This window comes from Paenibacillus barcinonensis (genome assembly GCF_003217495.1).
In the GTDB taxonomy this organism is placed as follows: domain Bacteria; phylum Bacillota; class Bacilli; order Paenibacillales; family Paenibacillaceae; genus Paenibacillus; species Paenibacillus barcinonensis.
This window is the reverse complement of record NZ_QJSW01000016.1, coordinates 62,545-79,036: the sequence shown is the minus strand read 5'-3', so window position 1 is coordinate 79,036 and position 16,492 is coordinate 62,545. Positions and strand designations below refer to the sequence as shown.

The following is a 16,492-nucleotide window of genomic DNA, read 5'->3' as shown; positions in this document are numbered from 1 at the left end:
GTTATTCTTTAATTACTCTCAGATTAAGTATCGAGTACTATAACATTTCAGCCAAGCTGCGATTGCTTATTTAATGTGGTTATCTCTACTTTGTCAAGCACTATAGTGCATTTCTGAGAGATGAACAGCCAAGTTTTTACGGAGACTCATTGTACCCTTGTCTAATGGCTGCCTTATCGTTCTCATCGTCTGGTCCGCTTCCAAAGACGATTCCTGCACCATCTCCACCAGCAAATAAAATGCTAAGAGAGAATAATTCTTTTCCTGTAAATCGATAGTTATAGTTTCCAAACCATTCAGAAGTACTAAATTGAGTTCCGTTCTTCACTCTTGCTGTCCACAACTTGTTATAAGGTGTGTTATAACAAGGGGATTATTGGTATTTAATATTTTTATGAATATTTTGTTGAATATTGAAATTAAAGTTATATATGAGTAGTATAGAAAAAAGGAGTTGTATTATGAATCAATTGACTAAATTGCTATTGTTAGGGATACATAATGCGTTTTTTCTTTACTTTTTGTTTTTGCCTCAAGGTAATTTCTACCGGATCGCAAGACTAACTGGATGGACATATGACTTTACAAGTATTGCTATAACGATAGTTTGTATTTTATTATTCATAGCTATGACGATTACTCTTTATGTACTCACTCGAAAGTTATTCAATGATCGGGTTTCAATAGCATATTGGTCAATGATGATATGGATTCCTTTTTATGTGATTTTAATTGTTCTAAACAGACTCTATTTACCAATTATTAGGGCAGGAGAGAATCCTTCTCCAGTCACAGGTTTGTTACTTATTATTACGTGGTTTATATTCCCTTTTTTTATTGGTTTAGTCACATCAATTGCTATTTCTCAAACCAAAAAACGAACATCCCATTAAAATAGTAGAAGACAGAAGGGAATGAATATTTTTTTATACTAATTTAATTAATGTCATTTGGTGAATAACGAAATCTGAAAAATCCCCTTGTACACAACCTACAAGGGGATTTTTCATTTAAGATATTCTGTTAGTTCACGCTAGAAAAAAATACTCATAAACGTCTGAAAAACGACATACACCAGCAAGCCTGACAGCATGTACATGAAACCAGCCTTCTTTTTGCTCTGAAAAAAACGAAGTATGCCTAGGCTGAACAGGGGCGCAAGCACAATCAGGAACAGGAGTACGGTGACAAACATTTGCGCCGAGATATCTGATGTATCCACGTAGGTCACGAGTTTTCACTCCGTTTCATTATCGGATAACACAGCAGCGAGAGCGCTGCCATGACAAAAATCACATAGTCTCATTATACCTCTGGATTTCTTTAACAAAAAGGGAGGAAATGGGGCAAAATCTTGTCAATTTCAACTGATTATTAGCTAATTATTAAACTGACACCCGTACATTACCTAAAAATTGGGATATAGCAGCATAAGCTGCCCCAATTCGGGTTGAGCGGCTGCCCAGTGCAGCCCATTCGACTTGCAGACTGCGGCGGTGATAAGGCAGGGTACGTTCCTCTACCACCTGTTTGAGCGCCGATTCAACCCAGGGCTTAGCCTCCGAAAGCGGTCCGCCGATAATAATGCGTTCCGGGTTGAAGCTGTTGACGATGTTGGTAATGCCGATGCCGAGCTTGCGTCCAACTGTTTCGTACAGGGTTAGTACGTCCTCATGGCCCTCCTGAGCGAGTTCGATCAGCTCCTTGGTCGTATGTGCAGGCAGATGCTGCTGATCCGGGTGCTCATATACTTTTTCCGAGGCGTATAATTCCCAGCACCCCCGATTACCGCAAGAGCAGGGCAGACCCTCTGCTTCAATGGACATGTGCCCTGTCTCGCCTGCATATCCCCATGCACCCTTATATAATTCACCATCCACAATGATGCCTGAACCAATCCCGATGCCTGCACTGATATAGATCAGATGGCGCACGCCGACACCTGCACCAAAATTCAGCTCTCCGCGCGCTCCTGCGTTGGCTTCATTATCAATCGTAACAGGCAGCTTGAAGCTGTCCTCCATCATCGCTCGCAGGGGAACCATTTCCCACTTCAGGTTAGGTGCAAACAGTACCGTGCCTTGCTCATCGACCATACCGGGAACACCGATTCCGATACCAATTACACCATGCGGGGAGGCAGGAGCCTGCCTCATCAGATAATCGGTTGCCAGCTTTAATTGTTCGAATACAGACGCTGCATCATGCTGCACCAGATCGGTGGCATATTCCGCAACGATATGACCCTCAAGGTCGGTAAGCACGCCTTTCAAGCGGGTGACGGTCAGCTCCAAACCGACTGCATAACCTGCTGTTCCGCGAAAAAGCAGCATCAACGGCTTGCGTCCACCGCTGGATTCCCCCGGACCAATCTCCTGCACCAGTTCGTCACCGATCAGATCCGCAACCAGGTTGGATACCGTTGCCTTGTTAAGCCCGGTCACTTCGGATACCTTGGCCCGTGAAAGGGGGGCGTGACGGCGGATCGTATCAAGTACGATCGACTTGTTTATTTTTTTGACCAGCATCTGGTCTCCAGTAATTTTCATATCGCTTAGGCACTCCTATTCTTTCTCTTTTTATATAAATTGAACGGGGAAATCCGGTGATAAACGCGAACACGTCGCATCTACATGTTTTTCTGTCCTCTCCGTTCATGTGTAAATTAAATCGTCTAACTTATATAAGTAAAGGCCACTCATGCTTATCCGCTAAGAAGCTATTCGACTATTATAGCGTAAACAAACGCGGAAAAAACAATTTTATTTTAACTTTGTTTAACCGATAGACAAAGTCAAAACGATGTGTTAGGATAACGTTGTAAACGATTTCTTTATAAACTCTTTTAAAACTATTGAGGAGGCATTTACGACATGGCCTATTTTGAATCCGTTAATAAGATTGCATTCGAAGGTAAAGATTCCAAGAATCCATTTGCTTTTAAACATTATAATCCGCAAGAGGTTGTCGCTGGCAAAACGATGGAAGAGCACTTCCGTTTCGGTATGGCTTACTGGCACACATTAACAGCAGGCGGTAGCGATCCGTTCGGTGCTGAAACAGCAGTGCGTGCATGGGATAGCTACTCCGGTCTGGATAAAGCTAAAGTTCGCGTAGAGGCGGCTTTTGAATTTATGGAAAAAATGAATCTGCCTTACTACTGCTTCCACGATGTAGACATCGCTCCGGAAGGTGCAACGCTGCGGGAATTCTACAGCAACATTGATACGATCGTTGATCTGTTGGAAGAACACATGAAAGCAAGCGGCAAAAAGCTGCTGTGGAATACGGCAAACATGTTCTCCAACCCGCGTTTTATGTTCGGTGCAGCATCGACGTGTAACGCAGATGTATATGCTCATGCAGCAGCTCAGATCAAGAAAGGTCTGGAAGTAGGTAAACGTCTCGGCGCAGAAAACTATGTCTTCTGGGGTGGTCGTGAAGGTTACGATACCTTGCTGAACACGGACATGCAGTTGGAGCAGGACAACATTGCTCGTATGTTCCATATGGCAGTGGATTACGCCAAAGAAATCGGCTTTGACGCTCAGTTCCTGATCGAGCCTAAACCAAAAGAGCCAACGAAGCACCAATATGACTTTGACGCAGCCACTTCCATTGCGTTCTTGCAAAAATATGATCTCGACAAACAGTTCAAGCTGAACCTGGAAGCGAACCATGCAACACTGGCAGGTCATACGTTTGACCATGAAATCCGTGTAGCCCGCATCAATGGAATGCTTGGTTCCCTGGATGCCAACCAAGGCGATTTGCTGATCGGATGGGATACGGATGAATTCCCGGTGGATATGTATGATGCAACATTGACCATGTATGAAGTATTGAAAAACGGTGGTCTGGGTAAAGGCGGCGTCAACTTCGATGCGAAGGTTCGCCGTGGTTCATTCGAGCCTGAAGACCTGTTCCTGGCTCATATCGCAGGTATGGATACGTACGCGAAAGGTTTGAAGGTAGCTTCCAAGCTGATCGAAGACCGCGTATTTGATGAATTCATCGAGCAGCGTTACAGCAGCTTCAACGAAGGCGTCGGTGCCGATGTTGTTGCAGGCAAAGCAACACTTGCTTCCTTGGCTGAGTACGCTCTGAACAACGAAAGCCCGCGCAAAAATCAATCCGGACGTCAGGAATTGCTAAGAGCAAAACTGAACCAATACATTCTGGCTGACTAATAACAGTCATAGAGGAAGAGGCGTATGTCTTGGTCTGCAGCTTGCTTCTGCTGGAGATCATAGGCAAGGAGCAGGGACATACAGCTTCCTACCTGGTGCAAATTCAAGCTTGTGCCTTGGACGTTGAATAAGCGTGACATTCAAACCGTCCCCGCTTTCCTCCGGGAAGGCGGGAACGGTTTGTTGTCATTGCAGCGTCAATGCCCTTCAACGAGTGCGTTAGTACCGTTTGAAGGAACGTCTAGAAGCGGCATGCAGAACGAAGTGGGCAGAAAGGACCCGGAGAAGCGAAGCTGAAAGCTTTCTAGAGGAAAGCTGGCATCGTAAGCATAAGCTCGCATTTACAACCGGATTTCACCCTTGAAGAAGGGGAATGAAAAAATCCGGGGGTAAGGGCGAACGGAGGGTTTTCTGACCACGGAGTGTCCATCCAAGCCGCCCCAAAGGTTCCCGTTCAATCCTGTATAAACGAAAGGAGTCTACTTATGAGTTACGTCATCGGCGTCGATCTCGGCACAAGTGCGGTCAAAACCGTGCTGGTCAATCGCGAAGGAAAAGTGGCATTTGAAGCATCGGAGGCATATCCGCTATACCAGCCTAAGGCTGGATACAGTGAGCAAAATCCGGAGGATTGGGTGGAGCAGACTATTGTGTCGCTTCGCAAGCTGCTTGAGGTATCAGGCGTGCAGCCATCCGAGATTGAAGGCATGAGCTTCTCGGGGCAAATGCACGGGCTGGTGCTGGTGGATGCAGCAGGCCAGCCGCTGCGCAATGCGATCCTGTGGAATGACACCAGAACGACAGCGCAGTGCCGCCGGATCGAGAAGGCACTGGACAGCAAGCTGCTCAGCATTGCCCGAAATCGTGCATTGGAAGGTTTTACATTGCCCAAAATTTTGTGGGTTCAGGAAAACGAACAGGAGCTGCTTGATCAAGCGGCATTGTTCCTGCTGCCTAAAGACTACGTTCGTTACCGTCTGACAGGCGACTATGCTATGGATTACTCCGATGCAGCAGGTACACTGCTGTTAGATGTGACAGGCAAGCAGTGGAGTAAGGAGATTGCGGCTGCATTTAACCTGCCGATGTCCCTGTGTCCGCGCTTGGTTGAATCGTTCGAGCAAGTGGGCACACTGCTGCCTGACATTGCAGAGCAAACCGGTTTGGCGCAAGCGACCAAGGTATTTGCCGGTGGCGCAGATAATGCCTGCGGAGCGATAGGCGCAGGCATCCTGAGTGAAGGACAAACGATGTGCAGCATCGGTACGTCCGGGGTGGTTCTCTCGTACGAAGAACGGAAAGACCTGGATTTCGAAGGGAAGGTACACTTTTTTAATCACGGGGAGAAAGATGCCTTCTATATTATGGGGGTGACACTGGCGGCAGGCTACAGCCTATCCTGGTTCAAGGATACCTTTGCAGCGGAGAAATCCTTCGATGTGTTGTTGCAGGGCATTGATGAGATTCCGGCAGGAAGCAACGGTCTGCTGTTTACGCCATATATTGTTGGAGAACGGACACCTCACCCGGATGCCAATATCCGTGGCAGCTTTATCGGTATGGATGCCGGGCATCATCTGGAGCATTTTGGACGCGCGGTCATGGAGGGTATTACGTTCTCGCTGCGCGAGTCAATTGATATTTTACGCGGCGCTGGCAAAACGGTGAACGAGGTTATTTCCATTGGCGGCGGAGCCAAAAATGAGGCTTGGCTACAGATGCAGGCCGACATTTTTAATGCAACGATTGTCAAGCTGGAGAGTGAGCAGGGCCCGGCCATGGGGGCTGCGATGCTGGCGGCTTACGGCAGTGGCTGGTTCCCGACTTTGCAGCAATGTGCGGAAGCCTTTATTCGTCCTGCGAAGTCTTATGTACCTAATCCAGAAACAGTAGCTGTATATGACGGCTTGTTCGCCCTTTATCAGGAAGTGTATGGGCAGACACGCGGCTTGAATGATCGTTTGGCGGCATATCGTTAATGAGAAGCGTGTGCTTGTGGTTTTTTTGACCTCATATGTAGCTGAACTGTTAACCAAGAGAGCATTTTATACGAAGCATTCGCTGAGCGCGGGTGCTTCTTTTTTGTCGTTGGCAGCTTGAAGCAGGATGATCAGCATATCTGGATTCAGGCTTCGCATAGATTAGGGAGAGAGAGTTTGATATGTGACAGAGAAGTAAGCGCGGAGGTGAGATTTTGGATGAACAGGAGCAGCTTGCGAGAAACAGGCCGCAGATCACTTTGTCAATGATTGTTTGCAATGAGGAGAGGCGTTATTTGAGACAGGCACTGGAAACTCATCGGCCATGGATTGATCAGGCTGTCATTATTGATGATGGAAGTACAGACGGGACCGCTGCCCTGTGCAGGGAACTGTTGGATGGAATCCCGCTGGTGCTGGTGGAGAATCCGGTCTCTCGTTTTTCCGATGAAGTGAGGTTAAGAAAGCAACAGTGGGAGGAGACGATTGCGACTAACCCGGAGTGGATTCTCAATCTGGATGCGGACGAGATTTTAACAGCGGACTTCGGGGAGCTGCGGGATGAGTTATTGAATGGAACCGAGGAAGCTATTTATTTTCGATTGTTTGATATGTGGAATGAGACGGCGTACCGGGAGGATGCCTTTTGGCAGGCTCATGCGTATTATCGACCCTTCCTGATCAAATACCGGCCTAGTATGTCCTACGAGTGGAAGGAAACACCGCAGCATTGTGGCCGCTTTCCATTGAGCATACAGCATCTGCCTTATGCATGTCATGTGCCGCGGGTGAAGCATTACGGCTGGGCCAGAGAGGAGGATCGTGTCCGCAAATACGTCAGATACCAGACACTCGATCCGGAGGCGCGATACGGCTGGAAGGAGCAGTATGAGTCCATTTTGGATGCAGAGCCCCGGCTTGTTCCATGGACGGATTAAGGTTGAAGGGAGAGAGGGCTAGTTGAATAAAGAAGCAAAGGATAAACAGACGATTCAGCAAACAGATACGAGCAGCATGCAAAATAATCGGGAGCGTATTTTGATTGCGAGCCCTGTGCGGCAGACGGCTGCTGTGCTGCATGAATTTCTGGATTCATTGCAGATGCTTGAGCGGGAGACCGTGCGGACGAACTATTTATTTGTGGATGATAACGAGGAAGAGGCTTCCTCCCAGATGCTGCGTGATTTTGTGCTTCGACATGATGGGACCAGCGAGGTGATCCATGCCCGTGATTTATTTGATGATGAGGGAGCGGTAGATCAGGGCATTTACGCCAAGGATGAGGGCGGACATTATTGGAAAACCGAGCAAATCTGGCGTGTCGCCCGGCTGAAAAATAACATGTTGCAATACGCCCTAGCGCATGGATACGATGCCGTCTTCCTGATTGATTCCGATCTGGTGCTGCATCCGCGAACGCTGGAACAGCTTGCTTCCAGTGGGAATGAGATTATATCCAACATTTTCTGGACTCGATGGCAGCCGGAAGCCAAGGAAATGCCGCAGGTATGGCTGCAGGATGAGTACGCGCTTTATCGGCGCGGGGGGCCAGCCTTTCCGGGTGCAGCGTCGGAGGACGAGGGGGCACAATCAAGCGCTTTTCTAAACCAGCTGCGCATTCCGGGGTGTTATGAGGTCGGCGGGCTAGGCGCTTGTACATTGATTCGACGGTCTGTGCTAGAAGCAGGAGTGAATTTTGACCGTATTCCGAATGTATCGTTCTGGGGGGAGGATCGTCATTTCTGCATCCGAGCCCAGGCACACGGGTTTAAACTGTTTGTGGATACTCATATGCCAGCCTACCACATCTATCGTTTATCTGAACTGCCAGGTGTGGCTGCGTATAACCGCAGGGCTCGACGGGGAGAAGAGACGATTACGATTACTTTGTGCATGATTGTAAAAAATGAAGAGAATTCTCTTGCCCGGTGTCTGGACTCGGTGAATGGTATTGCCGATGAGATCGTTATTGTGGACACAGGGTCCACTGACCGGACACGTCAGATCGCGGCCCGCTACACGGACTGTATTTATGATTTTGAATGGGTAGATGATTTTGCTGCAGCCCGTAATTTTGCCTTTGATCAGGCATCCTGTGAATACATCCTGTGGCTGGATGCAGATGATGTATTTGAAGTGCAGGATCGGGCCAAGCTGATTGCACTGAAGCGGAACCTTGATCCGGCGGTAGATAGTGTGACGATGGATTACAACCTTTCTTTTACCGCAGAGGGCAGCGTGGCCTATAGTCTGCGGCGGAATCGGCTGGTGCGGCGTGATCGTCAGTTTCGCTGGATTGGTGCGGTGCATGAATACCTGGCTGTAGCGGGTCATCTGCTGCATAGCGATATCGCCGTGACGCATAAAAAAGACAAGGAATACACCGATCGCAATCTGCGTATTTATCGCAAACGCGAGCAGGCGGGGGAAGAGTTCTCACCGCGGGATTTATATTATTTTGGCAATGAGCTGAAGGATCACGGTCAATATGAGGATGCGATAATCTATTATGGCAAGTTTTTGGATACCGGATTAGGCTGGATCGAGGATCAGATTGCGGCATGCCAGAAAATCGCAGATTGTGAAGCGGCATCAAGTCGTTCAGAACAGGAAGCAAGAGCGCTGTTCCGCTCCTTTCTATACGATCTGCCGAGGGCGGAGGTCTGCTGCCGTCTGGGGGGATATTTTGCCGACAGAGAAGATTACCGCAAAGCGGTGTTCTGGTACGAACAGGCTGTTCAGGCGACACGTCCGGCTGATCCGATGGTGGTGCTGAACGAAGCGGCCTGGACCTGGATGCCACATCTGCAATTATGCGTATGTTATGACCGAATGGGCAATCGGGCGAAGGCGAAGGAGCACAACGATATTGCGCTCACGTATCATCCAACGCATCCAAGCATGCTGTATAATGATCAATATTTTAAGGATTTGCAGAAGGAAAATGTGCTGGAGAACGCATAAGCAATAAGCATTCAAGGATAGGCATGACGGAGTGCTGGTAATCAGCGTGGTATATCAGCAAAATAAACTGATAACGGTCTGTTTCTATTGTAATTCTTTTGTTATGCCTCTTCGTAGTCTGGAAGAGGTTTTTTGTTTGTATGGAAAAAGGGAAATGAATAGTCCCTATGCATGTACATACGGCTTTGATCCTGAAGGGAAAGATGGATTAATGTATTTTATCCTGGAGAGAATATGCATTACAATAGTTATTAACGGAAAAGCGATGAACACGACGGCGGGTCCTCGGCTACCGAATTTGAACGAAGCAAGGGGAAATGAGTAGACATGAACTTGACCGAAATACTATTGGAATCCAGACTTGTTGCCATTGTACGTGGGATAAGCCGGGATGAGGCGGTAACAGCCGGAGATGGCATGACGAGCGGGGGCATTCGCCTTATGGAAGTGACGCTCAACACGTCGAATGCGCATCAGATTATTGCTGATTGGCGTGAACGTCATGAAGGACAAGCCTATATCGGTGCAGGCACCGTGCTGAACGTGAGCATGGCAAAAGAGGCAGTTGCCGCAGGAGCACAATTTCTGGTGTCACCCAATGTCGATCTCTCTGTCATTGAATATGCTGTAGAACACGGCATAGAGATATGGCCAGGAGCGATGACACCAACGGAGATTGTTGCTGCGCATGAAGCAGGAGCACGGGCAGTAAAGCTGTTTCCTATGGCCAGTCTGGGCATCCCATATTTGCGTGAGATTAAGGCACCTCTGGATCATATTCCGCTGCTGGCCACGGGTGGAGCGACCTTGGAGAATATTGAGACATATTATGCGGCGGGTGCAGCCGCAGTAGGCTTGGGCAGTGCGCTTCTACCCAAGGAAGCACTGGCTTCAGGCGATGCGGAACAGATTGTCGCTCGTGCTCAGGCATTTGTAGAAGCTGCAAAAAGATGATCGGTTCAGGGGCGGAAAAATGCATCATTTTCAAATTCAAGTTAATGTTGTTATAGGATGACTTGATGTCAGAAGCCGGGAAGGAGAGATGACTTGTGAAAGCGAGAACCATGATAGGCAGTATGCTGGCTGTAGCTGCTGTGACGGCGGGAGGATTATGGCAGGCGGCGGTCAAAAGCCAGACACCCAAAAAAATTCCGATTACGGTAAAGCCACCAATGCCCTTTGAGGATATTACGTTTGAGAGCGGCGGAGGACAGGTGCAGGGCTGGTTCATTCCGGCAAAATCCGATCTTGCCAAGCCTTGGCCGCTTGTCATTATTGCACATGGCTGGGGCTCCAACCGCTCCCGTGTGCTACGATACGCACGTCCGATCTGGGAAGCCGGATATGCATTGCTCATGTATGATGTACGCAGCCACGGTGCCAGTGACCCGGTCCGCGCAGCCTCGGCCTATCTGTTTCGGGATGATCTGTTGGCCGCGCTGACCTACGTATCTGGCAGACCCGAAATTAACCCGGAAGCTATCGGTGTGTTAGGACATTCGCTGGGCGGACTGGGAACAATTCTCGCACTGACAGAGGGCATTCCGGTAGCGGCTGTGATAACCGATTCCATGCCATCGCAGTTTCAGGTCATCGTTAGTTCAGAGCTGAGACGGCGGCGTTTGCCATTGTTTCCGCTGGCACAGGTCATTCCGCGAATCTGGTTTTGGCGTTTGGGCGAGTCCTTGAAGACCTATCAGCAGAATGATCCGGTGATGCTGCTTAACGAACGACGAAAAGGCGTGCAGTTGCCACTCCTTATGGTACATTCCAAAGGGGATAATTTTATTCCGCCTAGCGAACTGGAATATTTTATGTCCAAGGCCGATCCGCCTGTAGAGCATCTTTGGGTCAATAGTGAAGGTCACAGCTGCTCTGAGGAGGACCCTGCCTTCTGGGATACGGTTATTCCGTTCCTCAAGACGCATGTTCGTTCCATGTAACACCCGGCTGTTCGGAGCCGGGCAGAAGCAGCACAGAGAACTAAGCCGTTGTATCCTGATGTATTAAAGAAATGAGTACCTATGAGAAGGCGCCAATGGAATTGGCGTTTTTTTGTTATGAAGATAAACTATACAAAAATTCACAATTGTAAATTACCCGGAAAACAGCGATTAAAAAGGAAGCTTATGGTATCATAGAGTTGAATGGTAAAATTCATACAAAAGTATTCATCATGCATTTCGCATGAAAATGAAGGGAGAGGTAACCATTTTGAGTTGGGATTGGAACATGAATGGAAGGCTTAAAACGTTCACAGCCAAGGCCGCAGCCACTGCGATGGCGACACTGCTGTTTACGACACAGGCGCCGGGCTTGACAGGCAGCGCATCCGCTGCTCAGGCGGAAGCTGGCTCAGTGAATGAAGCCGTAACAGGGGGAAATAATCAACAGGATGCAACAAGCAATGACGTGCCGCAGGGTGCAAAGATCTCATCCAGGCAAGCCGCTGACAATATATTAAAGCTATTTCCAATATTAAAAAAGGCAACGATCTCGTCTGTCAAATTTGATTCGCCGAGTTCGTATCCTCCGCCGGATTACAAGGCTTGGGATATCGGATTCCAGATTACACAGGGCAACCATTCTATGGGATTCGGAGCGAGCGTACATGCAGGTACAGGGGAAGTATTAAATGTTCATCTGCCCTCTGAATTTGTAGAAAATCACCTGGAGGCTTCCAATACTCGACTGACGAGGGAAGAAGCAGAGAAGACCGCTTTGGACATGATGTACCAGGCTATTCCCGGACTTAAGGCAGACGAGTATGTGAGTTTGGGTGATCTTTATTCTCCGATGGAGCAGGAAGCACTGTTTGGCCGCAAACAATATCAGTTTGCCTACCAGCTCAAACATGACGGCATCGTATCCGAGGCAGAGAGAGTCTACATAAGTGTGGATGAAAGAGGACAGGCGACAGCTTATTCACGTACAACCATCGCGGCGAAATATCCTTCCTCCCAGCCAAAGGCATCAGAGGAGCAAGCGAGAAAGATCTTTGAAAATGAGTTCGAAGTCGAGCTTGCGTATATCTCCAAGACCCGTCTTTCTTCCAAGCTTGGCCAGTCCTATATTCTTGGTTATTTGCCAAAGGGCAACAGCATGGGGCCGATCAATGCCAATACATTAGAGCGAATTGACACATTGACGGGTAAAGCGGAGAACAAGAGCGGAGAGCTGCAAAATAAAAAAGTAACGGGGACGGCATCGGCCTTTACCGCAGCAAGTGGCTCACGCTTGAATGTACAGCAGGCGGCGGAGCGTGTAGCAGCCCACTTTGAAATACCGAAGGATTACAAGCTCGATCATAGCCAGTTAAACAAGGGGGATTATGGGAGCACAAACAATCAGGTATGGAGTCTGAGCTGGAGCAATCGCAATGCGAACATATCCTACATGTTCATGCGGGACATTTCGGCTCAGGTTGACGCGGTGACCGGCCAGATATACAGCTATACATTGATGCATCGGGTCGGACCAGAGATGGGACAGGAGAAGCCGGATCAGGAGAAGCAGCGTAAGGAAATCACTGCACAGCAGGCTGAGAAGCTGGCAATGAATACAATGATCTCCGTTGTCCCGAATGCCAAAGAGCAGTTCCGGCTGAAAAAAGTTATTGAAACGGACAATGCCCGTACCTTCCTGTTCCAGCGTTATATGAATGGTATTCAGGTTCAGGATGACACGGCACAAGTGCAGGTTATGAACGACGGAGCGATTAATGAGTTCTATACACATGTGGTGGCAACGTCTGAACAGCTTCCTGCGAGCATCAAACCGGAGATTAGCGAGGAGCAGGCCAAGCAGCTTTATTTGCAAAAGTACAAATTAATGCTGAATTACGCACGTTATGGTGGATACATTCTAGGCTATAATGAACCAGCACCTTTGGGTATTAACCTGGCTTACGTACCTGTCAGCGACATGAAGTCCATCTATAATCTGTATGAGATGCTGGATGCCAATAAAGGCGAATGGTTCTTCACGAATTTTGGAGCTGATTCAGCACCTCCGGCAGAGCCGGCAGACATCGCTGGTCATATTGCCGAATCAGCCTTGCAAAGCATGACAAAGCACCGTGTATTGCTACCGGATGAGCAGGGACGTGTATTCCCAGATCGGGTGATTACCCGTGGTGATTGGTTTGACTACTTGGCGCGGGCAATCAACCCGAACATGGATATGTATTATAACAGCGATAGCAGTAACAAGCTTTTTGCTGACGTTACGATAGATAGTCCGTATTACAAGTCTGTAAAAGTGCTGTTGGATCAGCGCTGGCTTGGCTTGGCAGATGTTGAGAAGAAGCTGAAGCCCGAGGAAGAGATGACTCGCGAAGAACTGGCGGTACTGCTTGTACGCATTCTGCGTTACGAGAAGATGGCTGGATTCTATGCACTGCCATCCGATTTGCCTAACATTGCAGATGCTGGTGCGATCAGCAACAAGGGAGCGGTATCGCTAAGCCTCAAGCTTGGATTGCTACCTTCCATTGAGGGCAGATTTATGCCTGCCCGTAAAGTAACGGTAGCTGAAGCGGCCCAGGTCCTCGAACGTCTTGCCAAGCTACAGGGGAAGACAGACCACTTTATGAGTAGCAGTCGCCTCTATTAATATCAGACAGAAGTTTCGATGCACTGTCATTCCTCTGCCATTTAGCAGTGCTTCTCATATTTTTCACAGAGAAGACATAGGATGAATGAAGCGGGAAATGTGATGCATGAATGAAAGATTAAGGGACCTTCCGTAGGAGGTTCCTGTTTCTTTTGTGCATGTTAAAATAAGAAATATAGAACGGGGAAAGCAAAAGGTTTTATGATACAATAAAGCATGATCATGTAGCGAAGAGGGGTGGGTTCCTTTCATGGGCAAAAATGGTAAACGAGTGATGACCTTATTACTGGCAGGTTGTCTCATTGCGGCCTGGCTGCCGCGTACGGTTGACCTGGATCAATTATATGCCGCCTCAGGTAATTCGGAACTGTCTACAGCGACGGATTTACGTCAGACGTTGTTAAATGCGATGTCACAGCGTACAGAGGAACTGGTGTTTACCTACAAGGGCAATGTGAAGGGCCTCAAGAAACAGCTACAGACCTCCATCGACGAAGCGATGAAGAGTGACCCCTATATTCAATATACGGTGAAAAGCTATGCGTTTAACTATAAAGGCTCGAATACTTCAGCCGAGGTCAATGTGACACTCTCTTATCGTGAGACCAAAGCACAGACCGATTATGTGAACCAGAAAGTTGCTAATGTACTCAAAGAAATTATCAAACCCGGCATGACCAGCCATGAGAAAGTAAAAGTGATTCATGATTGGATTGTGCTTAATCTATCTTATGATACTTCTTTGAAAAAATATACAGCATATGACGGTCTGGCCACAGGCAGTACCGTATGTCAGGGATATTCCTTGCTTGCTTACCGCATGCTGGAGCGTGTGGGAATTGAAAATCGTATCGTTGAAGGAACAGCAGGCGGACAGCTCCACGCCTGGAACCTGGTGAAGCTGGACGGCAAATGGTATCACATGGATACAACGTGGGATGACCCGACGCCTGACCGCAAAGGCATCGTGAGCCACAGCTACTACTTGTTAAGTGACAAGGAGATGGCGCGTGATCACGTCTGGACAGGCAACAACAAGTATCCTGTGGCATCTGCGCCTTACCGCGATGCATTGCTTCAACTGGTGAAGGCTGGAGGAAGCAAGAAGGAGGCCTATGAGAAGCTCTATCATGCACTGGAGTATTCTTTATATGACGAGCAGGACGCCGTTAAGGAGCGAAAGGTGCTGAAAACCAAAGTTCAAACGGTGCTGAAGGATGGCGGTACCTCGCTGACGTTCAGGTATAAGGGCACCGAGAGTAGTCTAATTGAAGATTTGCAGGACTTGTATCAATTAGGCATGAAATCAATATCTTATTTTGTATCTAAAATGGAGGGCACTACAGACCTGCGTGTCAAAATCACCTGGGCCTTATAGTAGAGAGCACACAGCCAGGTTATAACATCAATCAAGCGTCTCATCTACACCGTAATATTAATCAAATGCACCACTCTAACAAGGGCAGCCTGAAGGATTTTATAAAAATCGGAAAAATCCTACTCTAACCAGTAGCCTGATGGAATGGAATACAATTTTAGATATACTATTGATGAAATATAAAAAGGATAGAGATTCAGATTACATCTGTACACTCTATCCTTTTTACATTTGCTATTTAAGAACGACCCGCCAATTGAATGGGTCCTCGATTCGTCCGATTTGGATACCTGTTATCGTCTCATACAAGTGTGCAGCCAGCTCACCGATTGATCCGTCACCGATCGTCAGCCTCTCGCCTTTCCAAACTAACGATCCGACCGGGGAAATAACCGCCGCTGTACCAGTGCCAAACATCTCCTTGAGATTACCGTCCTTCTGCACCTGAACCAGTTCGTCGATTGAGAACAGACGCTCTTCCACCTTCAACCCCCAATACCGTAGCAAATGGATGACGGAATCCCGCGTAATACCTGGCAACAGACCACCTGTCAACGCAGGCGTTACGATCTTGTCGCCGAGGTGGAAGAACACATTCATGCTGCCAACTTCCTCCACATATTTGCGATGTATCCCATCGAGCCAGAGCACCTGCGCGCAGCCCTGCAACGTCGCGCCCTCCTGCGCTTTTAGCCCTGCCGCATAATTACCGGCGGTTTTCACATGACCAACCCCGCCCGCCACTGCACGAACAAACTCAGATTCTACATAGATAGAAACAGGCTTGACTCCCTCTTCATAATAAGCTCCGACTGGCGACATGATGATCATGAACTTATACTGTTCCGATGGCGAGACTCCCAACAGCTCCTCTGTTGCGATCACAAAAGGCCTAATATAGAGTGACGTCCCGGGCGCGTCCGGAATCCAATGTTGATCGATCAAGACCAACTGATGCAGCGCTTCAAGCACCAGTTCCTCATCAATTACCGGGATACTCATTCGGTCATTCGAGAGGTTTAATCGCTTTATGTTCATTTCGGGACGGAACAGCACGAGATTACCTGCTTCGGTCCTGTACGCTTTAAGCCCTTCGAAGATCGACTGCCCATAGTGGAATACTTTGGCCGCTGGATCCAGTGTAATCGGCTGGTACGGTAAAATTCGCGCATCATGCCATCCTCTCGCAGCATCATAGTCGAGAATGAACATATGATCCGTAAAATATTTTCCAAACCCTATGTCGCTAGCCTTCGGTCTTGGTTTAGGAGCGCTCGTGTGTTCGATATGAATTGGCTGCATCATTGTTACGCCACCCTTAGTTGATGTATTTGTTAATTGTATAGTAACTATTAGCAAGGTATATT

At 48.1% G+C, this 16,492-nt stretch carries 12 protein-coding genes and 1 pseudogene; 9 read left to right on the top strand and 4 right to left on the bottom strand.

Annotation, left to right across the window (positions count from 1 at the left end):
- Nucleotides 1–136: 136 nt before the first annotated feature.
- The 3 genes from DFQ00_RS29615 to DFQ00_RS20760 form a co-directional block, all read right to left on the bottom strand.
- Complete coding sequence (locus DFQ00_RS29615) at nucleotides 137–343, bottom strand: hypothetical protein (RefSeq protein WP_208643810.1); 207 nt, start codon at nucleotides 341–343, stop codon at nucleotides 137–139.
- Between the two features lie 690 nt (nucleotides 344–1,033).
- The gene (locus tag DFQ00_RS20765; protein WP_110898397.1) at nucleotides 1,034–1,231 is read right to left on the bottom strand and encodes a hypothetical protein; all 198 of its coding nucleotides are present in this window, start codon (nucleotides 1,229–1,231) and stop codon (nucleotides 1,034–1,036) included.
- A 154-nt stretch (nucleotides 1,232–1,385) separates the two neighbouring features.
- Nucleotides 1,386–2,549 (bottom strand): ROK family protein, encoded by a 1,164-nt coding sequence (locus tag DFQ00_RS20760; protein ID WP_110898396.1) that lies wholly within the window; start codon nucleotides 2,547–2,549, stop codon nucleotides 1,386–1,388.
- Between the two features lie 324 nt (nucleotides 2,550–2,873).
- Here DFQ00_RS20760 and xylA point away from each other — a divergent pair, with 324 nt between their 5' ends.
- From xylA to DFQ00_RS20715, 9 genes and pseudogenes are all read left to right on the top strand, one after another.
- Complete coding sequence (gene xylA / locus DFQ00_RS20755) at nucleotides 2,874–4,190, top strand: xylose isomerase (RefSeq protein WP_110898395.1); 1,317 nt, start codon at nucleotides 2,874–2,876, stop codon at nucleotides 4,188–4,190.
- A 485-nt stretch (nucleotides 4,191–4,675) separates the two neighbouring features.
- Nucleotides 4,676–6,169, top strand: a complete 1,494-nt coding sequence (gene xylB, locus DFQ00_RS20750; RefSeq protein ID WP_110898394.1) for a xylulokinase — start codon at nucleotides 4,676–4,678, stop codon at nucleotides 6,167–6,169.
- 215 nt (nucleotides 6,170–6,384) lie between these two features.
- Nucleotides 6,385–7,107, top strand: a complete 723-nt coding sequence (locus DFQ00_RS20745) for a glycosyltransferase family 2 protein (RefSeq protein WP_244213944.1) — start codon at nucleotides 6,385–6,387, stop codon at nucleotides 7,105–7,107.
- 22 nt (nucleotides 7,108–7,129) lie between these two features.
- Nucleotides 7,130–7,639, top strand: a pseudogene (locus tag DFQ00_RS30350) (hypothetical protein); the annotation flags it as partial.
- Nucleotides 7,640–8,062: 423 nt separating this feature from the next.
- Nucleotides 8,063–9,133, top strand: a complete 1,071-nt coding sequence (locus DFQ00_RS30345; RefSeq protein WP_425271047.1) for a glycosyltransferase family 2 protein — start codon at nucleotides 8,063–8,065, stop codon at nucleotides 9,131–9,133.
- A gap of 327 nt (nucleotides 9,134–9,460) precedes the next feature.
- Nucleotides 9,461–10,087, top strand: coding sequence for a bifunctional 4-hydroxy-2-oxoglutarate aldolase/2-dehydro-3-deoxy-phosphogluconate aldolase (locus DFQ00_RS20730; protein WP_110898392.1), 627 nt, complete (start codon nucleotides 9,461–9,463; stop codon nucleotides 10,085–10,087).
- A 95-nt stretch (nucleotides 10,088–10,182) separates the two neighbouring features.
- Entirely contained in the window at nucleotides 10,183–11,076 is an 894-nt protein-coding gene (locus DFQ00_RS20725; protein WP_244213942.1) for an alpha/beta hydrolase, read from the top strand.
- 244 nt (nucleotides 11,077–11,320) lie between these two features.
- Entirely contained in the window at nucleotides 11,321–13,747 is a 2,427-nt protein-coding gene (locus DFQ00_RS20720) for a YcdB/YcdC domain-containing protein (RefSeq protein ID WP_208643809.1), read from the top strand.
- 250 nt (nucleotides 13,748–13,997) lie between these two features.
- Nucleotides 13,998–15,125, top strand: coding sequence for a transglutaminase domain-containing protein (locus DFQ00_RS20715; protein WP_110898390.1), 1,128 nt, complete (start codon nucleotides 13,998–14,000; stop codon nucleotides 15,123–15,125).
- A gap of 234 nt (nucleotides 15,126–15,359) precedes the next feature.
- Here DFQ00_RS20715 and DFQ00_RS20710 read toward each other — a convergent pair whose 3' ends face one another.
- Entirely contained in the window at nucleotides 15,360–16,430 is a 1,071-nt protein-coding gene (locus DFQ00_RS20710; RefSeq protein WP_110898389.1) for a branched-chain amino acid aminotransferase, read from the bottom strand.
- Nucleotides 16,431–16,492: the final 62 nt, after the last annotated feature.